At 73.8% G+C, this 21,540-nt stretch carries 16 protein-coding genes and 1 pseudogene; 9 read left to right on the forward strand and 8 right to left on the reverse strand.

What is annotated here, in order from left to right; genetic code table 11:
• Window positions 1-131 precede the first annotated feature (131 nt).
• Window positions 132-2,489: a hypothetical protein gene (locus NI25_RS34185; protein ID WP_061446171.1), complete on the forward strand. Its 2,358-nt coding sequence runs from the start codon at window positions 132-134 to the stop codon at window positions 2,487-2,489.
• Window positions 2,490-2,517: 28 nt separating this feature from the next.
• Here the strand turns inward: NI25_RS34185 and NI25_RS34190 are convergent, their stop codons facing one another.
• From NI25_RS34190 to NI25_RS34200, 4 genes and pseudogenes are all read right to left on the reverse strand, one after another.
• Window positions 2,518-4,959 (reverse strand): right-handed parallel beta-helix repeat-containing protein, encoded by a 2,442-nt coding sequence (locus NI25_RS34190; RefSeq protein ID WP_061446172.1) that lies wholly within the window; start codon window positions 4,957-4,959, stop codon window positions 2,518-2,520.
• A 108-nt stretch (window positions 4,960-5,067) separates the two neighbouring features.
• Window positions 5,068-5,673, reverse strand: a complete 606-nt coding sequence (locus NI25_RS34195; RefSeq protein WP_061447214.1) for a hypothetical protein — start codon at window positions 5,671-5,673, stop codon at window positions 5,068-5,070.
• 388 nt (window positions 5,674-6,061) lie between these two features.
• Window positions 6,062-6,280, reverse strand: a pseudogene (locus tag NI25_RS38975) (MOSC domain-containing protein); the annotation flags it as partial.
• 57 nt (window positions 6,281-6,337) lie between these two features.
• Window positions 6,338-6,781 carry a DUF6643 family protein gene (locus NI25_RS34200; RefSeq protein ID WP_061447215.1) on the reverse strand — a complete coding sequence of 148 codons (444 nt, stop codon included), beginning with the start codon at window positions 6,779-6,781 and terminating at the stop codon, window positions 6,338-6,340.
• A 295-nt stretch (window positions 6,782-7,076) separates the two neighbouring features.
• Here NI25_RS34200 and NI25_RS34205 point away from each other — a divergent pair, with 295 nt between their 5' ends.
• Window positions 7,077-8,354, forward strand: a complete 1,278-nt coding sequence (locus NI25_RS34205) for a TerD family protein (protein WP_061446173.1) — start codon at window positions 7,077-7,079, stop codon at window positions 8,352-8,354.
• Window positions 8,355-8,373: 19 nt separating this feature from the next.
• On the opposite strand, the gene NI25_RS34210 is transcribed toward NI25_RS34205, so the two are convergent.
• On the reverse strand, window positions 8,374-9,609 hold the full coding sequence (locus tag NI25_RS34210) for a glycosyltransferase (RefSeq protein WP_061446174.1): 1,236 nt from the start codon (window positions 9,607-9,609) through the stop codon (window positions 8,374-8,376).
• Between the two features lie 39 nt (window positions 9,610-9,648).
• On the opposite strand from NI25_RS34210, the gene NI25_RS34215 reads away from it, so the two are divergent.
• The 4 genes from NI25_RS34215 to NI25_RS34230 all read left to right on the forward strand — a co-directional run bounded on the left by NI25_RS34215 (window position 9,649) and on the right by NI25_RS34230 (window position 13,338).
• Entirely contained in the window at window positions 9,649-10,434 is a 786-nt protein-coding gene (locus NI25_RS34215; protein WP_061447216.1) for a glutamate racemase, read from the forward strand.
• A 79-nt stretch (window positions 10,435-10,513) separates the two neighbouring features.
• Window positions 10,514-11,056, forward strand: coding sequence for a hypothetical protein (locus NI25_RS34220; protein WP_061446175.1), 543 nt, complete (start codon window positions 10,514-10,516; stop codon window positions 11,054-11,056).
• Window positions 11,057-11,175: 119 nt separating this feature from the next.
• Window positions 11,176-12,789, forward strand: a complete 1,614-nt coding sequence (lnt, locus tag NI25_RS34225; RefSeq protein WP_061446176.1) for an apolipoprotein N-acyltransferase — start codon at window positions 11,176-11,178, stop codon at window positions 12,787-12,789.
• A gap of 69 nt (window positions 12,790-12,858) precedes the next feature.
• A complete protein-coding gene (locus NI25_RS34230; protein ID WP_061446177.1) occupies window positions 12,859-13,338 on the forward strand; it encodes an NUDIX hydrolase in 480 nt (159 codons plus the stop codon).
• A 56-nt stretch (window positions 13,339-13,394) separates the two neighbouring features.
• Here NI25_RS34230 and NI25_RS34235 read toward each other — a convergent pair whose 3' ends face one another.
• Complete coding sequence (locus NI25_RS34235) at window positions 13,395-15,443, reverse strand: NPCBM/NEW2 domain-containing protein (RefSeq protein WP_061446178.1); 2,049 nt, start codon at window positions 15,441-15,443, stop codon at window positions 13,395-13,397.
• Between the two features lie 251 nt (window positions 15,444-15,694).
• On the opposite strand from NI25_RS34235, the gene NI25_RS39190 reads away from it, so the two are divergent.
• On the forward strand, window positions 15,695-16,192 hold the full coding sequence (locus NI25_RS39190) for a hypothetical protein (RefSeq protein ID WP_061446179.1): 498 nt from the start codon (window positions 15,695-15,697) through the stop codon (window positions 16,190-16,192).
• Window positions 16,189-18,684 carry a M4 family metallopeptidase gene (locus tag NI25_RS34245; RefSeq protein ID WP_061446180.1) on the forward strand — a complete coding sequence of 832 codons (2,496 nt, stop codon included), beginning with the start codon at window positions 16,189-16,191 and terminating at the stop codon, window positions 18,682-18,684. Before NI25_RS39190 ends, NI25_RS34245 begins: the two co-directional genes overlap by 4 nt.
• A 283-nt stretch (window positions 18,685-18,967) precedes the next feature.
• On the opposite strand, the gene NI25_RS34255 is transcribed toward NI25_RS34245, so the two are convergent.
• Complete coding sequence (locus NI25_RS34255; RefSeq protein ID WP_061446182.1) at window positions 18,968-19,885, reverse strand: LysR family transcriptional regulator; 918 nt, start codon at window positions 19,883-19,885, stop codon at window positions 18,968-18,970.
• A gap of 71 nt (window positions 19,886-19,956) precedes the next feature.
• Here NI25_RS34255 and NI25_RS34260 point away from each other — a divergent pair, with 71 nt between their 5' ends.
• On the forward strand, window positions 19,957-20,382 hold the full coding sequence (locus NI25_RS34260) for a tautomerase family protein (RefSeq protein ID WP_061446183.1): 426 nt from the start codon (window positions 19,957-19,959) through the stop codon (window positions 20,380-20,382).
• Window positions 20,383-20,403: 21 nt separating this feature from the next.
• Here NI25_RS34260 and NI25_RS34265 read toward each other — a convergent pair whose 3' ends face one another.
• On the reverse strand, window positions 20,404-21,453 hold the full coding sequence (locus NI25_RS34265; RefSeq protein ID WP_199561067.1) for a LacI family DNA-binding transcriptional regulator: 1,050 nt from the start codon (window positions 21,451-21,453) through the stop codon (window positions 20,404-20,406).
• Window positions 21,454-21,540: the final 87 nt, after the last annotated feature.

The raw sequence follows: 21,540 nt of genomic DNA on the forward strand, positions 1-21,540 counted from the left end.
CCGCCCGCCCGGCCGCACCGGTCACACGGTTCGGGGAGATTCCGTGCCGAGGGGTGTAGGACGCCCGCGGAATGGAGATCCTTGTGCCCGCACGGACACAGCCGACGGCGCGTCACGGGGGAGTGCGGACAGTGAAAGAGGCACAGGAAAGGGCCGGGAAGGGCGGGACGGACGGGAGGAGCGGCACCGCCCTGGAACTCCTGGTGCACGGAGTGGGCGGTACGACACCGGCCGAAATGCTGGACGATCCGCGGACCGTGCGGATCACCGGCGACCACGTCGCGGCCGTCTTCCGGCGCACCGAGGACGCCGACGCCGAGTCCCGGCCCGAGGACTACCGCGGCCGCCCGGTGCCCGAGGCCTACGTCTGGTGCAACCTCACCTCCGGCAACGGCAGCCGCGCCCTGTGGCTGCTGCTCCTGCCCTTCATGGTGGTCAACATCGCCCACTGGATGCGGCCCGCCGCCGACGGCCGGATCCGCACGGTCCGCCTCTACGGGCTGCTGCTGCGCCTCACGGGTCTCACCCTGACGGTGCTGCTGGTCGCCGCCGCCTGCGAGGTCGCCCTCGACCTCGTCGCCTGGCAGTGCGCGGGCACGCGCGCGTGCGCCGAGCGGCACTCCTGGCTGGGCTTCCTGTCGCCCGTGATGTCGGACGGCGGCTGGTGGAGCACGCCCGGCCGCAGGCTCGCCCTCGCGGCCGCGGTGCCCGCCGCGCTGACCGGGCTGCTGTGGTACCTGTCGCTGCGCACCTGGCGGGCGTACGAGTCCCAGCAGCCCATGGCCCGCGAGACCGACCCCGAGGAGGACCCCCGCGGCGGAGCGCTGGGCCGGCCCGGGTTCTGGTACGGGCGCCGGCTGGTGGCCCGGCTGCGTGCCGCGCACACCGCCGCCGGGCTGCTGACCGTCGCCGCCGGGGTCGGTGTCCCGGCGGCCCGCTTCGACCGCCGGCCGGGCGGACCCGCGGTGCTCGACACACTGGGATGGGCGCTGCTGGGGGCACTGGTCGCGGGGGCGATGGCCGTGGTCGCGGTGGTGTGCCGCCGGGGCCGCAGCGAGCGGCGCCTCGACCGGGAACTGGACGCCCACCTCGTGCGCAGCCTGCCGCTCGCCGCTCTTCTCCTGTTCGTCCTCGCCCTGCTGTACGGCGGCTGGGCCCGCCCCGGGTGGACGTCGCAGGGCCGGCTCTCCGGGGACCTGGCCTTCGGCACCGTCGCCCTGGTGCAGGGGCTGCTCGTCATCGCCCTGGCCGCGGTCGCCCACCTGCTCCACCGCAGCCGCCCCGACGCCCGGGCCGCAGTCCGGGGCCTGGGCGGTCCCGCCGTGGCCATGCTGGCCTGTGCGCTGGGCGGCGTCATGTCAGGCGGCGTCGCCCAGCGCGTCTCCGACTGGATGGACGGCACCGGCACGTTCCTGGAAGGCCCGCCCGTCCTGCTGACCTGGCAGGCATCCGTCATCCCGCCGCTGCTCCTCGTCGTGCTGCTGATGTGCGCGGTGCTCGCCCGGCACACCCTGCGTCTCGCCCGCGCGGAACGGGACGCGGTGGAACGCGACCACCCGGGCGAGACCGGGGACGCGGGGCGCACCCGGCGCATCGCGCTGACCCGGGCCACGGCCACGCTCACCGACCGGGCGCCCCTCCTCGTCGCCATCACCTCCACCGCGACCCTGCTGCTCGGCGCCGGAGCCCTGGTGGGCGCCCTGACGACCGAGCAGGTGCCCGGCGAGGCCGCGCGCGGCACGTACGCGGTGGTCCAGGGCGCCGCGCAGACCGCACAGGAACTGGGCTCCTGGCTGATCGGCCTCGGCTTCATACTGTTCGTCACCTGGGGCCGGCGTGCCTACAAGGACGCCTCCGCGCGGCGCACCATCGGCATTCTGTGGGACGTCGGCACCTTCTGGCCGCGCGCCGCGCACCCCTTCGCACCGCCCTGCTACGCGGAGCGCGCGGTGCCCGACCTGACCTGGCGCATGGCGACCTGGACCCGCGTCACCGGCGGGCGGCTGGTCATCTCCGGGCATTCCCAGGGCAGCGTCCTCGCCGCCGCCGCGTCCTGGCAGCTCGAGCCGTCCGCCCGCAAGCGGGTGGCCCTGCTCACCTACGGCTCCCCCCTGGAGCGGCTGTACGGCCGCTGGTTCCCGGCCCACTTCGGTCCCGGCGCGCTCGCCTCGCTGCACGAGGAGGTCGACTGCTGGCGCAACCTGTACCGGCGCACCGACCCCATCGGCGGCCCGATGCGGCTGCCGGGCGACGCGGGCCCCGCCGTGGACCGCGCACCCCTCAAGGACCCGCTCACCTACGGCCGCACCGAACTCCACCCGCTGCCGGCGCCGATCCTCGGTCACTCCGACTACCAGGCCGATCCCGCCTTCGCGGAGGAACGCGCGCGGCTGCTGGCCAGGCTGCGCCCGGAGGTCCCGGCGCCGCGCCACACGAGCGGTGCGGCGGCGTCCGTCCCGGCGGCGGACGACGCGACCGGGAACTGCTGAGAGCTGCCGGGTGCCGTTGCCGGTTCCTCTACGGCAGCTCGGGCAGGTCCTCGGGGTACAGCAGCGTCAGGTCGTCCGTGCTCGGGTCGGACAGCTGGGCGACCCGGCTCGCGTGCCGCTCCACCATCGCCTCGAAGGTCTGGCGGGCGGTGCGCCCGTTGCCGAAGGCCGGGCCCTTGGGAATCTCCGTGAAGTACTTCGTCAGCGCCTCCGACGTGCCCGGTCCCAGCCGGTACTCGTGTTCGTCGGCCTGCTGCTCCACGATCCGCAGCAGCTCCCCGGGGCCGTAGTCGCCGAAGGTGATGGTCCGTGAGAACCGGGACGCCACGCCGGGGTTGACGGACAAAAAGCGCTCCATCTCCGCCGTGTACCCCGCGACGATCACCACGACGGCCTCCCGCTGGTCCTCCATCAGCTTGACCAGCGTGTCGATGGCCTCCTTGCCGAAGTCCCGGCCCGCGTCCTCGGGGGAGAGGGCGTACGCCTCGTCGATGAACAGCACACCGCCGTGCGCCCGCTGGAACGCCTCCTGGGTGCGGATCGCCGTCGAGCCGATGTGCTCGCCCACCAGGTCCACGCGCGACACCTCGACCAGGTGGCCCTTGTCCAGGACGCCCAGCGAGGCGAGGATCTCGCCGTACAGCCGGGCGACGGTCGTCTTGCCGGTGCCGGGGGAGCCGGTGAAGACCAGGTGGCGTTTGACCGACGCGGCCTTCAGGCCCGCCCGCTGCCGGCGCCGGCCCACCTCGATCATGTCGGTCAGCGCCCGCACCTCGCGCTTGACGCTGTCCAGGCCCACCAGGGCGTCCAGCTCGCCCAGGACGGCCTTGGAGGTCCGGGCGGGCTCCGGCGGGGCGGTGGCCGCGACCATGGGCTCCTGCTCGGTGGTGCGCTGCCCGGGGATCGAGCCCAGCAGACCGGGGGACTGGGCCGCCGTCTGCACCACCGGCTCGGGCGTCGCGGCGGGCGCCGTCAGACCGGTGCTCTCGTCGCTGGTGCAGTCCTCGACCAGCGGCCCGGAGTCGTACGCCGTGTCCGGGCCGCCCTCGGCGAACTCGAACCCACCGCGCGCGCACCGCTCCGTACGGCACTTCCGCAGCGTCGTGCGGCACCCGTCGATCACGTGGAAGCCGTACCCCGCGCTGCCGGTGACCCGGCAGTTCAGGAAGCTGCCGCGTCCGCCGGCCGACACGTAGACGCCCGCCTCGGAGGGTGAGTCGACCGTGCAGCGCTCGATGGTGGGGTCGGCGCCCTTGGTGACGATCACACCGGTGCGGTTGCCGTCCAGGGTGCAGTTGTTCAGGGTGCCTCCGCTGCCGTGGTCGCGGAACCAGGCGCCGGTGGCGGCGTCCCGGATGCGGCAGTCGTCGAGCTGCGCGGTGGCGCCGTCGCTCACCGAGACGGCGGTGTTGCGCACCTGGGAGAGGTCGCTGTCGACGACGTCCGCGCGCGAGCCCCGGTCCAGGACGAACAGCGCGTCCGGCACGTCGTGCACCCGGCAGGAGTCGAGCACCGCGGTGGCACCGTCGCTGACCCAGACCGCCGGGTAGTCGCCGGTGCTGTCGAAGATCTCGCACTGGTTGGCGTCCACGCGCGTGCCCGGGTCCCACACCGACAGGCCGTTGCGCCCGAACTGCCGCACGCTGGTGCGGGTCAGGGTGAGGACCGAGCGGGACCTGAGGTCGACCGCGTTCTCCGGGATGTCGTGGATGCGGCAGTCGGCGAGGGTGAGCACCGCGTCCGTGTCCAGGGTGACGCCGTCGCCGGTGGTGCGGTGCACGTCGCAGTCGGTCAGGTGGGCCGTGGCCCGGCCGGTCACCTGGACGCCGCTGCCCCGGACCTCGTAGACCTCGCAGCCCACGGCCTCCAGCGCGGAGCCCTCGCCCGTCGCCGTCAGTCCGGAGCCCGCGGCGTGGTGCACCCGGCAGCGCTCCAGCCGAGGACGAGCGCCGGAGCGCACCGCGACGCCCGCCTGCCCGGCCGCGACGACCTCGCACTCCTCGAACACGCCGCCCCCGCCGTCCAGGACGGCGATGCCGGCACCGGCCGGATTGTCGACGGTGCAGCGCCGCACCGTGGGACGCGCGCTGCCGCGCACCTCTATCCCGGAGGCGGAACGCGCGACGACGCGCAGTCCCAGCAGCTCCGGCGTACCGTCCTCGACCAGCACCGCGGGAGCCGCCGCGTCCTGGCCCTCGACGTGCAGGTCCTGGATCACCGCCGAGGCGCGCACGGTCAGCGGGACGCCGTCGGCGGGCGCGATGCGCACCGAGCCCTGGGCGCCCTCGGGCCCGCGCAGGGTCACCGCCCGCTGGACGACGAGGTTCTCCCGGTAGGTCCCGGGGGCGACGGTGAGGACGTCACCGTCGGCCGCTGCCTCCAGGGCGGCGGCGAGCGATGCGTACTCACCCGTGCGGCGCCGCCACCGCGAGGTGCCGGTGTGCGTCACCTGGACCGTGCCCTGTGCCATGGCGTTGCTGTGCCCCCACCTCGTCGTACGCGGGTCGTCGCCGATTCGGTTCGGCCGGTCCACCGTAGCGTGCGCGCAGGTGGTGAGTTGACCGGAGGCGGAAGCCCGTCAACTGCCCGCGCCGGTCCGGCCCCAGTCCGGTCCCGCCCGCTCCCACTCCCGCTCCAGGCGTGCGTACCGGCGGCGGACCATGCGCCAGACCACGATCCGCCGGGCGGCCTCCACGAGGGCCGCGGCCGTCACCGCGGTGCCGAACCCGGCGAGCACGGCGTGGGTGGTCGCGGTGGCGGAGTCCAGCGGGCGGGCCACCTGGCGGCCCCGCGCGTCCGTCCATATCGCGAACCGGTCGCCGCTGCGCGGGTCGTCGAGCCCCACCAGGACGGGAGCCTCGTGCCGTGAGCCGTCCGGCCCCGTCCATCCGGCCAGGACACGGCTGCGCAGGTCTTCCCCCGAGGCGCCCTCCGGATCGACGCTCAGGGGAGAACGCTCCAGGGGACGGACCACGGTGGCGGTCACCCGGTGCCGCGACTCGTGCTGTTCGCGCACCGACCGCTGCAGCGCGTTCTGCGCGGCGCCGCCCGCGAGGGCGCCGATCAGCGGGGCCACGGACAGCATCAGCACCAGCGCCGTCAGAGCCACCCACGCCTCGGCCAGGTCGCTCGTGCGGCACAGGGGGTTGCCTCGCCAGCGCCAGAGACCTCTGATCGCCCGCACGCCCACGCCCCCTTCCCGCTCGCTCCGCCTCCCCCCGCCGAGCCGTTCACGCCGCCCCCGGCCGGGGCCGGACCGCGGGAACGTGATGCCCGCTCGCCGGCCCGGGCCTGACGGTTCTCATGAACCTCTCATCAAGCCCAACGCGCGGACCCCGCAACGGGTTCCCGTCGCCGGGCCGTTCGTCCGGAACGCGGTCCGGTGTCGTCCGCCCGGTGCGAACGGCCGCACGTCACTCGACGATCCGCACGGATCGCCAACCTGACCGTGCCGCCGCCGAGGGGGACCGGGTTCTGCCCGAAGAGCCAGTCTGCCGTCGAAGCGCCGGTGCCGGCAGCGAGTTGAGCGCGTCGAGCGAGGCGCGGCGGCTTCCCACTGCCGTTGACCACCACGGTGCCGTGCCGGGCGCGGACAGCCGTACGCCGCCGCCGGGCGGAAGCTCGGCGGCGGCCAGGGCGGGGCGCGGCTGCGTGCGTTGCGTGACGACCTTTCCCCCGTCGTCGATCAGCATCCGGCGTCGGTCTCCGGCCGGTCCTCAGGGCTCCACGACGGCCTCCTGGAGCGACTGGCTCCGGAAGGCCCTGACCGGATGGACGTGGATCGACTGCAGTCGCGCGTACCCCGTGAAGTCATCGTGCCGGGTGGCACCGACGACCCCGAGGACGGCTCAGTAGCCGCGGTACTGCTGCTGGTTGTACGGGTCCTGGTACGGCGCGGGGGCCGGCCGGGGAGCCGCGGGACGCATCGCCTCGTACCCCGCCGGGCCGGGCGCGGCCGGGCGGGGCTGCTGCGGCTGCTGGGGGCCGGGGTACCCGCGCGGGGCGGTCGCCTGGTGCGGGATGTACGCGGCCGGGGCCTGCTGCAGCGGGGCGGGCTGCGGAGCCTGCTGCGGATATCCGTAGGAGGGCTGCGAGGGGCCCGCCGGGAGGGCGGGCAGGGCGGACGGCAGTGCGGGCAGGTGGCTGCTGCTCGGCATGTCGTACGCGGCGGGGACCCGGATCGGGGCGATCTGCGGTGTGCCCCGTTCGGCCACGAGCGAGTCGTAGATCGGGGTGTCCGGGAAGGAGGCGGAGTAGTAGCCGCCGCCATAAGTGGAGCGGGGGGAGGTCATGGCCATAAGTTAAGCCCACGATGTGCTGGTTGGGGAGACCGATAAGAGGGTTGTTTTCCGTGTCCGCAGTGACCTGGCATCCCCAATGCGAGCGAACTTGGCAAAATGGGGCGTCGTGCCGCGCGTTTTTGCGGTAAAGGCCGAGTTCCGGGCGGGTTACCGGCGGTTGACCGAACCTTCTGCCGCACTCCTCTCCAAGGGCGGGCGGACCGGAGAATAGGTTGGGCGTCGAGAACTCGACGATTCGCCGGGACACGGCCCGGCTCGGTGACACGTGATGGGGGCGGACATGTCAATGTCGAAAGGCTCGAACACCCCGGTGCCGACGACGGCACTGCGGGTCGAACTGGGCTGGCGATCCGGCCCCGGCGTGCCCGACGCCGACGCCTCCGCCCTCCTCCTGGTGGGCGGCAGGGTCCGGTCCGACGCGGACTTCGTCTTCTACAACCAGCCGGCCCACTCCTCCGGCTCGGTCCGCCACGAGGGCAAGCGGGACACCGGCGGCCGGGTGACCGACAGCCTGCTCGTCGACCTCGCGCGCGTGGAGCCCGCGATCGAGACCGTGATCCTCGCCGCCTCCTCGGACGGCGGACCGTTCGGACAGGTACCCGATCTGTACATCGAGGTCCGCGACGCCGCGCGGAACACCGTCGTCGCCCGTTTCGACAACCCGGGTGCGACCGTCGAGACCGCCTTCGTGCTGGGCGAGTTCTACCGTCGCCAGGGCGCCTGGAAGTTCCGCGCCGTGGGCCAGGGGTACGACAGCGGACTCGAGGGCCTGGCCACCGACTACGGCATCTCGGTGGACGAGCCCCAGCACACACCCCCGGCCGCGCCCCCGGCGCCGGCGGCTCCGCCCGCACCTCCCGCGCCGCCCTCGGTACGACCGTCGGCCACCCCGCCCCCGTCCGTCGCGCCGCCCTCCGCCGCGCCGGTCCGCCTGACCAAGGTCACGCTCACCAAGTCGGCGCCCTCCGTCTCGCTGACCAAGCAGGGCGGCACCTCGGGCGCCATGCGCGTCAACCTCAACTGGCAGGTGCGCAAGCAGTTCTCGGGCTGGGGCCGCAAGCTCGGCCGCGCGGTCGCCATGCACGACGACCTCGACCTCGACCTGTGCTGCCTGTACGAACTGAGCGACGGCAGCAAGGGCGTCGTCCAGGCACTCGGCAACGCCTTCGGGGCGCTGCACCAGCCGCCGTTCATCCACCTCGACGGCGACGACCGCACCGGCGCCGTGTCGACCGGCGAGAACCTCACCATCAGCCTCGACCACAAGCAGTACTTCCGGCGCATCCTCGTCTTCGTGACCATCTACGAGGGCGCCCGCTCATTCGCCGACCTGCACGCCACGGTCACCCTCCAGCCGCAGTACGGCGCCCCGGTCGACTTCTCGCTCGACGAGTGCACCGTGCCCTCGACGGTGTGCGCCCTCGCGCTGATCACCAACACCGGAAACGACCTCGTCGTCCAGCGCGAGGCCCGCTACCTGGTGCCCGATCGGGGGGTGAGCCCGCAGCGGACGGTCGACTACGCGTACGGCTGGGGCATGAACTGGACCCCCGGCCGCAAATGACCCGCTGCGGGGCGGGTGCTCAGCCCTCCTCGGGCACGGCACCCGGGCGGGCGTAGGTGCGGCCCTTCCAGGCCGCGCCGCGCCCCCGGTAGTGCTGCACCGCCGAGTCGACCGTCATCAGGAGATAGAGGAACGCGGTGAACGGCAGCAGCGGCGCGAGCCACCGGGGCTGCCGGTAGTAACGGAGCATCGGCAGATACGTCCCCGCCATCACCAGCCAGGCGGCGGCCCCCGGCACGGCCGTCGTGCCCTGCCCCGCCGCCAGGCCGACGCACACCGAAGCCGGCGGCACCAGGTAGACCAGAGCCAGGCCGATGACCGTTCCGGCGAGCACCAGGGGGTTGTGCCGCAGCTGCGCGTAGGCGCTGCGCGAGACCATCCGCCACAGGTCGTGCAGCCGCGGATACGGACGGACGCTGTCCACCCGGTCGGCCAGGCCCAGCCAGACCCGGCCGCCCGTGCCCTTGACCGCGCGGGCGAGGGCCACGTCGTCGATGACGGCCTGCCGGATGGCGTCCGGGATCCGCGCCCGCTCGGCGGCGTCGGTCCGCAGCAGCACACACCCGCCCGCCGCGGCCGCCGTCCGCGTCCCTCCGCTGCCCGCGCGGCCGCCGCCGATCCACCGGAACGGATACAACTGGGCGAAGAAGTAGACGAAGGCCGGCACCACGAGCCGCTCCCAGAGGCTCTCCACCCGCAGCCGGGCCATCTGGGAGACGACGTCGAACCCCCCGGTGCCGGCCGCCGACACCAGTGCGCGCAGACTGTCCGGCGCGTGCGCGATGTCGGCGTCGGTCAGCAGCAGGTACTCGGGTTCACGCGCGCGTGCCAGGTCGATGCCGTGCCGCACCGCCCACAGCTTGCCCGTCCAGCCGGCGGGCGGCTCCCCGGGCGAGGCCACGGTGAGCGGCAGCCCACCGTGCCGCCGGGCCAGCTCGCAGGCCAGCTCACCCGTGCCGTCCGTGCTGCCGTCGTCGATCAGGAAGACCTCGGCCCGCCCCGGATAGTCCTGGGCGAGCAGCGAGGGCAGGCTCGCGGGCAGCACCGCCGCCTCGTCGCGCGCCGGCACGACGACGCACACCGGGGGCCACACGTCGGGCTCCTCCCGGGCCGGGAGTCTGACATCCGTACGCCAGAAGAAGCCCCGGGCGAGCAGCAGCCACAGCCAGGCCGCGAGGGAGAGGGCTGACCCGAAGGTCACGACGGTCACGACGGAAGTCCACGCATCGGCGCTCACGTGCGCAGTCTGCCCCACGGCACCGGCCGGTGGCGTCGCATCGTCTATGGTGGCCGGGTGAAGATCGCGCTCATGGACTCCGGAATCGGTCTGCTGGCGGCCACCGCAGCGGTACGGCGCCTGCGACCGGACGCCGATCTCATCCTCTCCCTGGACCCCGACGGCATGCCCTGGGGCCCGCGCACCCCCGAGGACCTGACCGGACGCGCTCTCGCCGTGGCCGAGGCCGCGGCAGCCCACCGTCCGGACGCCCTGATCGTCGGCTGCAACACCGCCACCGTGCACGCGCTGCCCGCGCTGCGCGCCCGCCTCGAGCCCGAGGTCCCCGTCATCGGCACCGTCCCCGCGATCAAGCCCGCCGCGGCGGGCGGCGGCCCCGTGGCGATCTGGGCGACGCCGGCCACCACCGGCAGCCCCTACCAGCGGGGCCTGATCGAGGAGTTCGCGGGCGGTGCGACGGTCACCGAGGTGCCGTGCCCGGGACTCGCCGACGCCGTCGAGCACGCGGACGAGGCGGCGATCACCGCGGCCGTCGGTGCCGCGGCCGCCCTCACCCCCGACGACGTGACGACCGTCGTCCTCGGCTGCACCCACTACGAACTGGTCGCCGAGCGCATCCGGGCCGCCGTCCAGCGCCCCGGCGCCCCGCGTCTGGTCCTGCACGGCTCCGCCGGGGCCGTGGCCGCCCAGGCGCTGCGCCGCATCGGCGCCCGGCCCGACCCCGGCGCCCCGGCGACGGGCACCCTGACCGTACTGCTCAGCGGACGAGAGGGCACCCTGCCCGCGCCGGCGCTGGCCTACGACGAGGGCAGGCTCCTGCACGCGGTCACGCCGGCCGGGTGACGGGCGCGCCCGCCCGGTCGGCCCAGTCACCCTGCGCGACGAGGTACCCGCGCAGCGAAACATGAGTAACCTCATATCCATGAGGCATCGCCACGGCGAGACCGTCCCCCAGCCGAACGTCTGGACCGGCCGGGCCACCAGCCGGATCCAGTGGTTCCTGGCGCTCATCGGCGCCGCCTGCGTGGCGCTCGGCATCGCCCTGGCCGTCGAATCGGCCTGGGAGTCCGGCGTCGCCCCGCTCGCCATGGCCGTCGTCGGCTGCATCGCGGCGGGACTGCTGGTCCTGTTCGGCACGCTCGCGTTCGTGCACGTCGCGCTGAGAGTCGACGAGGACTGCCTCGAGGTCCGCTGCGGCCACATCGGCGTGCCCCGCCGCCGCATCCCCCTCTCGCACGTCGCCGGCGCCGAGTTCGCGCCGCACGTCACCCCTCGCCACTGGGGCGGCTGGGGCTACCGGTGGCGGCCCGAGCGGGGCACCGCCGTCGTCGTACGGCGCGGGGAGGGGCTGATCCTGCGGATGTGGGACGGCCACAGCTTCACGGTCACCGTGGACGACGCGGAGGCGGCCGTCCAGGTCATCAAGGACCGCCTGCGCCCGAAGACCCCGGGCCCGGCGCACTGAGCCCACCGGACCGCCGGCGCGCGGACGCGGCGGACGACGCGGCACAGGCCGCCCACAGCCCCACGACCTCCTCGGACCGTCCTGTCAGCAGGCCGGGCGACCGCCGTACACTCCGGGGGGTGACAGCCACCGCAACCTCCGTCGGCGAGTCGGACCGTACGCAGCCGCAGACCACGCCCGCCTCCCGGGCCGCCGCGCGGCTCATGCGCCTCCTCCCCGCCGCCGCCGCGGCGCTCTCCGGAGTGCTGCTCTACGTCAGCTTCCCGCCGCGAACCCTGTGGTGGCTCGCGCTGCCCGCCTTCGCCGTCTTCGGCTGGGCGCTGCGCGGACGCGGCTGGAAGGCGGGCCTCGGCCTCGGCTACCTCTTCGGCCTCGGCTTCCTGCTGCCCCTGCTGGTGTGGACCGGTGTGGAGGTCGGCCCCGGCCCCTGGCTCGCCCTGGTCGCGATCGAGGCGCTCTTCGTCGCGGCGGTCGGCGCGGGCGTCGCCGCGGTGTCGAAGCTGCCGGGGTGGCCGGTCTGGGCGGCGGCGCTGTGGATCGCGGGGGAGGCCGCACGCGCGCGCGTGCCCTTCGAGGGCTTCCCCTGGGGCAAGATCGCGTTCGGTCAGGCGGACGGCGTGTTCCTGCCGCTCGCGGCGGTCGGCGGCACCCCGCTGCTCGGCTTCGCGGTCGTCCTGTGCGGCTTCGGCATCTGCGACGCCGTACGCCTGGCCGTCCGGGCCCGCCGGGGCGTCGAGGTGCGCCGCGGTGCCGCGGCGGTGGCGCTGCTCGGCGTGGCCGTCCCCGTCGTGGGCGCCGTGGCCGCCCGTCCGCTGGTCAGCGACAAGGCGGAGGACGGCACCGCGACCGTCGCCGTGGTCCAGGGCAATGTGCCCCGCGCGGGCCTCGGCTTCAACGACCAGCGCCGGGCCGTACTCGACCACCACGTGCGCGAGACCCTGCGCCTTGCCGCCGAGGTGAAGGCGGGCAGGGTGGCCCGCCCCGACTTCGTCCTGTGGCCCGAGAACTCCTCGGACATCGACCCCTTCGCCAACCCGGACGCGCGCGCCGCCATCGACCGGGCCGCCAGGGCCGTCGGGGTGCCCGTCTCGGTCGGCGGGGTCGTGGAACGCGACGGCAAGCTGCTCAACGAGCAGATCCTCTGGGACCCGGACAAGGGCCCCGTCGACACGTACGACAAGCGGCAGATCCAGCCCTTCGGCGAGTACCTGCCCCTGCGCTCGCTCATCGGAGCGATCAACGACACCTGGACCACCATGGTCAGCCGCGACTTCAGCCGGGGCACCGAACCCGGCGTGTTCACCATGGCCGGCACCAAGGTCGGCCTGGTGACCTGCTACGAGGCGGCCTTCGACTGGGCCGTGCGCTCCGAGGTCGCCGACGGCGCCCAGATGATCTCCGTGCCCAGCAACAACGCGACCTTCGACCGCAGCGAGATGACCTACCAGCAGCTCGCCATGTCCCGGATCCGCGCGGTCGAGCACAGCCGCACCGTCACCGTTCCGGTGACCAGCGGCGTCAGTGCGATCATCATGCCGGACGGCAGGATCACCCAGAAGACGGGCATGTTCGTGGCGGACTCCCTGGTCCAGGAGGTGCCCCTGCGCTCCTCCGAGACGCCCGCCACCCGGCTCGGCACCGCCCCCGAGATCGCCCTGGTGCTGGTCGCCGCCGGCGGCCTCGGCTGGGCCGTCGGCGCCGCCGTGCGCGGGCGACGCGCCCGTGACGTGTAGCCGTACGCCCGTCGCACGCCCCCGTGACATCGGCGGGAGCGGCCCGCCCGTCCCGTTAGGGTCGGGCCCATGGCTACTCCCGATTTCATCCGCGACCTGCGCACCTCGGCCGGACACCAGCTTCTGTGGCTCCCCGGAGTCACCGCCGTCGTCTTCGACGACGAGGGCAGAGTGCTGCTCGGCCGGCGGTCCGACAACGGGCGCTGGTCGCTGATCGGGGGCATCCCGGAACCGGGCGAGCAGCCCGCCGCCTGCGCCGTCCGCGAGGTCGAGGAGGAGACCGCCGTCCGGTGCGTCGTCGAACGGCTGGTCCTCGTGCAGGCGCTGAAGCCGGTCACCTACGACAACGGTGACGTCTGCCAGTTCATGGACATCACCTTCCGCTGCCGGGCCGTGGGGGGCGAGGCCCGCGTCAACGACGACGAGTCGCTGGAGGTGGGCTGGTTCGCGGTGGACGCGCTGCCCGACATCAAGGAGTTCGGGCAGACCAGGGTCAAGCAGGCCCTGTCCGACGCGCCCGCGTGGTTCGAACCCGCCGGCTCCGCCTGAAGCACGGGGCGTGCCCACGGGGGCAGCACCCCGCGGGCACGCCCCGTGCCGGTGGCTCAGGCGCAGGTGACCCGCAGGTCCGCCCAGTCCGCGTGGTCGTAGTCCTTGCCGTCCCCGGCGTCCGTGACCACCAGGCGGACGACGTCCGCCCCGGAGACGTCGGCCGAGACCGCGCGGGCCGGATCGGCGTGGGTCACCGTGCCCGTCGACGCGGCCCGGGTCCCGTCGGCCCAGACCTCGAAGGCCACGCTGCCCCGGTCGCCCGTCTCGTCGTCCAGGCCGACCCGCGCGGTCACCGTGGCGCACCGGCCGCCCAGGTAGTACTCCACACTGCTCGGCGCGTGCACGCCGAGCCCCTTGGGAAACGTCTGGCCGCCGATGGTGATCGGCCCGCCGTCGCCGGCGCCGCTCTCGCCCACGCTCCGGTCCCGCTCGACGGGACCCCAGCCGTTCGAGGCGCTCAGCGGATCGGCGTCCGACAGGGCGGACTCGCCCGCGGGCAGGGGAACGCCGACGCGCACCGTGACCGGCACCGCGGTGGTGAGCCGGGCTCCGGACGGCGTGCGGTACCGGACCGTGAGCGTCAGGTCCCGGTCGCCCGCCGAGGTGCCCGCGGGGACGGTGACGTCCCAGTCCGTCGCCAGGGTTCCGCCCGGCTTCAGGGCGCGGGCCGACGTGGCGGATCCCGGGGCGATGCGCCAGCCGTCGGGGCCGGTCAGCGCGACGCTCACCGAGTGGGCCGCGGTGCCGCCCAGGTCGGTGACCTCGGAGGTGATCCGCTCGGTCCGGCCGGCCTCGGTCACCGTGCCGCCGTCGGCGCTCACGTCCACGGCGGGCGGGTGCTGCGCCCACTTCCGGTCGGCCTTCACCCGCACCAGCACGGTGCCGTGCGCGGGCACCGTCGCCGCGATGGTGCCCGTCGTGTGGGTGTCGGCGTGCTTCCACAGGTCCCGCATCGTGTAGCCGCGCGCCTCGGGCAGGCCGACGGCATGCGCGGTGGTCTCGATCCGCTGGGCCCGTGAGCCCTCGTTGAACAGCGCGACCGCCCGGCTGCCGTCGGCCATCTCCTTCGACACGACCCACCGGCCGTCCTCGGACGAGACGACCTCGCCCTGCTTGCCCAGCGGGTCCTGGTCGACGGCGATGACCTCGTCGTTGGTGAGGATCTCGAACGCCGACTCGGGTGCCGAGCGCAGGTCGGTGCCGATCAGCAGCGGGGCAGCCATGACCGACCACATGGAGAAGTGCGTGCGGTACTCGGTGTCCGTCATGCCGCCGTTGCCGACCTCCAGCATGTCGGGGTCGTTCCAGCCGCCGGGCCGGGCGTACGGCGCGAGTTCGAGGTTGGCCTTCATGATCGACGACATCGAGCTCCAGGAGTCGCTGATGTCACCGGTGGTGCGCCAGAGCTGGCCCAGGTCGCCGGCCCACTCCCAGGGCTTGTTCTGCCCCCACTCGCAGATGCTGTAGACGATCGGCCGGCCGGTCGCCGCCAGCGCGTCGCGCATGGTGGTGTAGCGCTGCTTCGCGTCGACGCCCTGGTTGTTGCAGTTGTCGTACTTGAGGTAGTCGACACCCCAGTCGGCGAACTGCCGGGCGTCGCTGTACTCGTGCCCCAGTGCGCCCGGGAACCCGATGCTGCTGCACGTCTTGGTGCCTGCGCTGGTGTAGATGCCGAACTTCAGGCCCTTGGAGTGGACGTAGTCGGCGACGGCCTTGATGCCGTTGGGGAAGCGCTCGGGGTCCGGCACCAACTGTCCGTCGGCGTCGCGCTCCGGCAGCGCCCAGCAGTCGTCGAGGTTGACGTACTCGTAGCCGGCGTCCTTCAGACCGCGCTCGACGAAGAGGTCGGCGATGCCCTTGACCATCGACTCGTTGAACTCGGCGCGGCAGTGCGTGGAGTTCCAGTTGTTGAAGCCCATCGGCGGGGTGAGGGCCAGTCCCTCCTGACCGACCGCCGCCGGAGCGGGAGCCGGAGCCGGTGCCGCCGCCGGGGCGGCGTGCGCGCTCACCCCCAGCCCTCCGGCGGCGATCAGTCCTGCGGTGATCGCGCCCAGGGCTCTGCGCCCGGTGACGCGTGGTGTGCGCAAGGCAAGGTGACGCATCGTTACGTTCCTCCGCGGCTCGTCGGTCTTGGCGGGCGAGGCACATACGCACCGTCAACGCACGCTCACAGTAGGGGTGTTGGTATCTGACGGAAAGAGGGCGGTCATGGGGGAATCTGTGCTCTGCGTCGTGGCGGTCGCGGCCGGCCCGTCCGGCAGCGGGGGCACCGGTTCGGCGCTCGCCCTCGCGGGGTCGGTTACTGTGTCCGCGCGGCCGCGTCCAGGGGGCGGCGTGAACGACACGGAGGTGCATGACGGTGACGGATGCCGAGACCGCCACCGGGCACCGGGCCGACGCCGGCCACCCCCCTCCGCCGGGACCCCGGCAGGGTCCCGCCGACGATCCGCTGCTCACGCTGCTCGGTCTCGGAGCCGACGAGGACGCGGTCTACCACCTCCTGGTCGACCGGGCGGACGGCGAACCGGCCGACCTGGCGGGCCGGCTGGACCCGGAACGGGTCCAACGGGCCCTGGACGCCCTGGTCGAGCGCGGCCTCGCCAGCGTGCACCGCGAGCGCGCCGACGGCCCGCCCCGTTACCGCGCCGCCTCCCCGCTGCTGGCGCTCGGTCCGCTGCTCGAAGCCCGCCGCGCCGCCCTCCACCGGGCCGAGTTCCTGGTCACGGACCTCGCCGAACGGCACCGCATGACACAGGTGCGGGGTTCGGGCGCCCCGGTCGAGGTGCTGTCCGGGTCCACCGCGAGGCGCCGCGGCCGGGTACCCCGGCGCAGGCCGCGCGGGCCCACATGAAGGCGCACCAGGACGTCTACAAGGTCCCCGCGTCGGACCTCAGGACGGTCGGCACCACCGAGGACGGCGACCAGACCGCCGTCCGCTTCGAGCAACGCCACCACGGCGTCCCCGTCTTCGGCGCCCGGTACGCGGTGCAGACCGAGGGCGCCGGGGAGAAGGGCCGCCGCGTCACCTCGGCCACCGGCACGCTGTACACGGTCCTGACCGTCTCCACCACCCCCGAGGTCGACGAGGCGACGGCCCGCAAGCGCCTGTTCACCCTGGACCCCCGGCTGGCGGGCGTCGAGGGGCGCCGCACCGCCGACCACGGCCTCGTCGTGCTGCCCGACGCCCAAGGCGGCCGTCTGGCCTGGCACTTCACCGTCACCGGCGGCCGCCCGGACGGCAGCCCGGTACGCCGGGAGTCCTACGTCGACGCCCACGTCGGCGCGCTGGCCCTGTCGTACGACAACATCGACGCCGCCGACGCGTCCCCGACGACCGCCACCGGCGTCCGGGTCGACGGCAGCGAGGTCACCCTGAACGCCGACCGGCCGGCCGAGGGCACCTACACGCTCGTCGACTCCAGTCGCCCGATGTACGCCGCCGCCGGCGGGCAGATCCGCACCTACGACGCCCGGCGGGCCAACTACGCCGACCTCGCGGGCGGACCGGTCCCGGACTCCGTCCCGCTGGTCACCTCGGCGACCGACCGCTTCGACGGCGACCACACCCGCTCCGGCGCCGTCGACGCCCACGTCAACGCCGCCAAGGTGTACGAGTTCTACAAGGACGAGATCGGCCGCGACGGCATCGACGGCAAGGGCGGGAGCATCCACTCCGTCGTCAACGTCTCCAGCAACGGCAAGGACTACGCCAACGCCTTCTGGGACGGCTCCAAGATGGTCTACGGCCACATGGAGGGCGTACCGCTCTCGGTCGGCCTCGACGTGGTCGGCCACGAGATGACCCACGGCGTCACCGAGCACAGCGCAGGGCTCGTCTACCTGAACCAGCCGGGCGCGCTCAACGAGGCGATATCCGACTACTTCGGCAACGCCATGGAGGTCCGGGACAAGGGCGTCGCGATGGACGACCCGACCTCCGGTCTCGTCGGCGAGTACCTGTGCAACGGCACCAAGCCGCTCGCGGAGTGCGCGCTGCGCGACCTCAACGACGGCCGCGACGCCCAGCGCGACTACGAGCCCATTCCGCTGGACATCGACAACGGCGGCGTGCACTACAACTCGACCATCGTCGGCGGGGCGCTGTGGGACCTGCGCAAGAGCATCGACCCCCAGCTCGCGGACCGGATCGTCTACCGCGCGGCGCAGAACTACCTCACGCCCCTGTCGGGCTTCACCGACATGCGCGACGCCGTCACCCTCGCGGCGAAGTCCCTGAAGGTGTCGCGCGCCGAACTCGCCGCCGTGAACGAGGCGTTCGACGGGCACGGCATCGTCAAGGGCTGGGAGTACAAGGGCGGCACGCACGACGGGACCACCCTCGCCCGCGACGTGCTGCCGGCCTACGAGGTGTACAGCGGCGTGGACGAGCAGGCCGCGCAGATCAACGGCGACGTGTACGCCATCAGCCACGGCGACGCCATCGCCTGGGACCGGGGCTCCGCGGCCTTCGGCATCACCGTGGGCCGGTTCGGCAAGCAGCACGGCCGCGAGGTGGCGCAGGACGACGCCTACCTCCTCGACCCCTCGCTCGACGACGACCGCATGGTCTTCACCCGCGTCAGCGCCGACGGCATCGGCGTCTACCGCACGGGCGCCAAGGGGCAGGGCGCGATCAAGAAGCTGGTCGACGAACCCGACGCCGACGAGACCGAGCCGGTGACGGAGGACGGTGCGCTCGCCTACATCCGCACCACCCCCGACGGCGAACAGGACGTGATGCTCCGCGGAGCGGACGGCCGCACCGTCAACCTGACGCCGGAGTCCGGCACCAAAGCCTCGCGCCTGGCCATGCACGACGGCACGGTGGCCTGGGCCGGCGGCGCCGACGCCACGTACCTGAACGTCTACGACATCGCCACCGGATCCCTCCAGTCGAAGCGGATCGGGGGCTGGCTGCTCTACACCCTCTCGGACATCCAGCTCACCTCCGACCGGGTCTTCTACCGCGTCTCCGGCGGATTCCTCTTCCCGATGACGAACATCGGGTCGGCGCCCGTCTCCGACCTGTCGCGGATGGCGAACCTGAAGTTCCCGACGAACCTGGCCCTGGCCCAGTTCTCCGTCACGGACGACTACCTCGCCTACTCCACCTACGACCTCTGGGGCTCGATGGGTTCCTGGACCGGCCCCGGCAAGGTGCAGGTCGCCAGGACCGGTGACGTCGTGGCCGGCGGCGCGGCCTTCGGCAGGGTCTCCTGCTCGTCCGGTGCCCAGCTCGCGCCCTCCCTCGGCGACGGACAGCGCGTCGCCTGGCTGGACACCTCGGCAGCCGCCACGGACGTGGTGACCCGGCCGGCCTTCGCGGGGAGCTGCGAGGAGTAGCCCACCGCCGACCGGACCCCGTCTCCGCGACGGTGGCCCCCGACCGGAACCTCCGGCCGGGGGCCACCGTCCGCCGGCGCCGCCTGCCAGACGGCGCTGCGGGAACGCCGCGGGGACCCGGCCGTACGGCCCTGTTCGTCGCCGCCGACACCGGGCACCGCTGCGCCGGCACCGTCTTCGGCAGGCACCGGGACGCGGTCACGTCGAGGAAGTGACGCTTCGTCAGGTGGCGCGGTCCTGCCCGGCCCCGGGGCCGAGGACGGCTGCCGCCGCGCGGTCGGCGTCAGCCGGCCAGGTCGGCGGCCCGCCGGCGCAGGGCGTCCACCAGGGCCCCGGACGCCGCCGCGGCCCGGTCCGGCAGTGACACCAGACTGACGCGCCGCACTTCCTCGGCGACACCCGTGACCTCGACGAAGCGCACGCCGGGCGGGACGACGGGCAGCAGCGCCGGCGTGGCCGTGGTGATGCCCGCCCCGGCCGCGACCAGGTGCAGCTTGGTCAGCCAGTCGCGGGCGGTGTGGGCGATGCGCGGCCGGCCGGGCAGCCCCGGCCAGACACCGAGGAGCGGCTCACCCGCGCCCCCCGGACCGGCGATCCAGGGTTCCCCGGCGATGTCTTCGACATCGGCCGTACCGCGGTCGGCGAACCGGCTGTCCGCCGGAACCGCCAGGGCCAGCCGTGTCTCCAGCAGCGGCTCGACACGCAAGGGCGGGGCGTCCGTGTCGGGCGAGCGGTGCGGCGGGCGGGAGGTCAGCAGCGCGAGGTCGAGGGTGCCGCTGCGCAGCGCGCGCACCAGCGCCGGAGTGCTCCCCTCCCGCGTCGTCACCCGCACGCCCGGGCCTTCGCTGCGCAGCGCCGCCAGGGCGTCGGCCACGAGCACCGCTCCGGCGGCGGGGAAGTACCCCAGCCGGATCCGGCTCGTCGTGTCCCGGGCGCCGCGCAGTTCCCGGTCGGCCGCCTCCAGCGCGTCCAGGGCGGCGACGGCGTGGCGCAGCAGGGCGCGGCCCGCACCGGTCGGCCGCACACCGCCGGGGAAGCGGTCGAAGATCCGGGCCCCCGTCGCCTGTTCGAGCGCGGCCACCTGCCGGGAGACCGCCGACTGCGTGTACCCGAGGCCCTGCGCGGCGGCCGTGAAGGTGCCCCGTTCCGCCACCTCGCGCAGCACCCGCAGCCCCACCAGCGTCACATCGGTCATGCCCATGAGCGGGCAGCATATCCGGCATGCGGAACATTCGCTGGGCGCATGCCGACGGGGCTCCTAGCGTGGGGTCCATGCCCCTTGTCACCATCTCCCTGCGTCAGGGAACCACGCCCGATTACCGCCGCCGCGTCTCCGAAGCCCTGCACACGTCCATGGTGGACGTCCTGAAAATCCCCGAGGACGACCAGTTCCACGTCTTCCACGAGGTGCCGGACGACGACTTCGTCATCCAGCCGGTCGTCTTCGGCCTCCCGCGCGGCCGCGGCACCCTGTTCATCCAGTTGTCCTTCAACCGGCGCGGCGCGGAGCAGAAGGCGGAGCTGTTCCGGGCGATCGTCGACAACCTCCGGCGCCACGCGGGCGTGCCCGAGGAGGACGTCCTGCTGGTGGCCTTCGAGACGGCCGCGGAGAACTGGTGGGCCGCGGGCCGCGTCGTCGACCCCGCCACCGGCTACGACGAGCGCATGACCGACGTGCCCGCCGGTCCCGCCCGGTAGGGGGTTCCGCCGGGGACTCCCTCACGCGACCGCGTCACCGGGCGCCGCCGTGGCCCCGCCCGGTGGCGCGGTGCTCTGCCGTACGACGAGATGTGTCGCCAGCTCGATGCGCCGGCCCGCCCGGGCGGGGCCGTCCGGGCGGAAGAGCATGCGGGTGGCCTCCTCGGCCATGTGCCGCAGCGGCTGGTGGACGGTGGTCAGCGGCGGGCTGGACCACTGGGCCAGCGGCACGTCGTCGTAGCCGACGACCGACAGGTCCTGAGGCACCCTCAGGCCGCTGACGCGGGCCGCCTCCAGCACGCCGAGCGCCTGGAGGTCGCTGCCCGCGAAGATCGCCGTGGGCCGGTCGGGCCCCGCGAGCAGGTCCATGCCGTGCGCGAAGCCGCTCTGCACGTCGTAGTCGCCGTAGCGGATCAGGGCCGGGTCGACCGGCAGGCCCGCCATCGTCATCGCCGAGCGGTAGCCGTCGAGCCGGGCCAGCGAGCACAGCATGTCGTCGAACCCCGTGATGATCGCGACGCGTTCGTGTCCGTGGTCGGTGAGGTGGCGGGTGGCCGCCAGGCCCCCGGCCCAGTTGGCGGAGCCCACGGACGGGACGTCCGGGTCGGGATCGCCGGCCGGGTCGACGATGACGAAGGGGATGTTCCACGCGCGCAGCCGCTGCTTGACCTCGGCGGGGAGCGTGGAGAAGACCAGCACGACACCCAGCGGCCTGCGCCTGAGCACGCCGTCGATCCAGTCCGGCGCGGGCGCGTGCCGGGTGCCGCTGCGGGTGAGCACGACCTCGGTCCGGTGGGCCTTGGCGACGTCCTCCACGCCCCGGACCAGCTCCATCGCCCAGACGCTGTCCAGCTCGTGGAAGACGAGCTCGACCAGCGGCGTTCGCGGCCGGCCCGCGTTCCGGCGGCGGTAACCGTGCGCCTCCAGCAGCCGTTCCACCCGGGCCCGCGTGGTGCTGGAGACATCCGAACGACCGTTGAGGACCTTCGAAACTGTCGGCGGGGAGACCCCCGCCTCTTTCGCAATCCCGGCCAGGGTCACCCTGCCGCCCACCTCAACTTCATCGTGCATGCACGCAGGATAGGCCATGCGATCGATAACGTTTTGAGTCGGCAGCCGCACGACCATTGACCGGAAATCGGGTCTCACTTTACTGTC

It is taken from the genome of Streptomyces sp. CCM_MD2014 (assembly GCF_000772045.1).
Classification (GTDB): domain Bacteria; phylum Actinomycetota; class Actinomycetes; order Streptomycetales; family Streptomycetaceae; genus Streptomyces; species Streptomyces salinarius.

Coding starts and splice junctions, on each gene's coding strand:
- NI25_RS34220 (WP_061446175.1), top strand. CDS start 10,514: ATGAGGCATCGCCACGGCGAGACCGTCCCCCAGCCGAACGTCTGGACC.
- NI25_RS34255 (WP_061446182.1), bottom strand. CDS start 19,885: ATGGGCATGACCGATGTGACGCTGGTGGGGCTGCGGGTGCTGCGCGAG.
- NI25_RS34265 (WP_199561067.1), bottom strand. CDS start 21,453: ATGCACGATGAAGTTGAGGTGGGCGGCAGGGTGACCCTGGCCGGGATT.
- NI25_RS34245 (WP_061446180.1), top strand. CDS start 16,189: ATGAAGGCGCACCAGGACGTCTACAAGGTCCCCGCGTCGGACCTCAGG.
- NI25_RS34260 (WP_061446183.1), top strand. CDS start 19,957: ATGCCCCTTGTCACCATCTCCCTGCGTCAGGGAACCACGCCCGATTAC.
- NI25_RS34235 (WP_061446178.1), bottom strand. CDS start 15,443: ATGCGTCACCTTGCCTTGCGCACACCACGCGTCACCGGGCGCAGAGCC.
- NI25_RS34200 (WP_061447215.1), bottom strand. CDS start 6,781: ATGACCTCCCCCCGCTCCACTTATGGCGGCGGCTACTACTCCGCCTCC.
- NI25_RS34190 (WP_061446172.1), bottom strand. CDS start 4,959: ATGGCACAGGGCACGGTCCAGGTGACGCACACCGGCACCTCGCGGTGG.
- NI25_RS39190 (WP_061446179.1), top strand. CDS start 15,695: ATGACGGTGACGGATGCCGAGACCGCCACCGGGCACCGGGCCGACGCC.
- NI25_RS34205 (WP_061446173.1), top strand. CDS start 7,077: ATGTCGAAAGGCTCGAACACCCCGGTGCCGACGACGGCACTGCGGGTC.
- NI25_RS34230 (WP_061446177.1), top strand. CDS start 12,859: ATGGCTACTCCCGATTTCATCCGCGACCTGCGCACCTCGGCCGGACAC.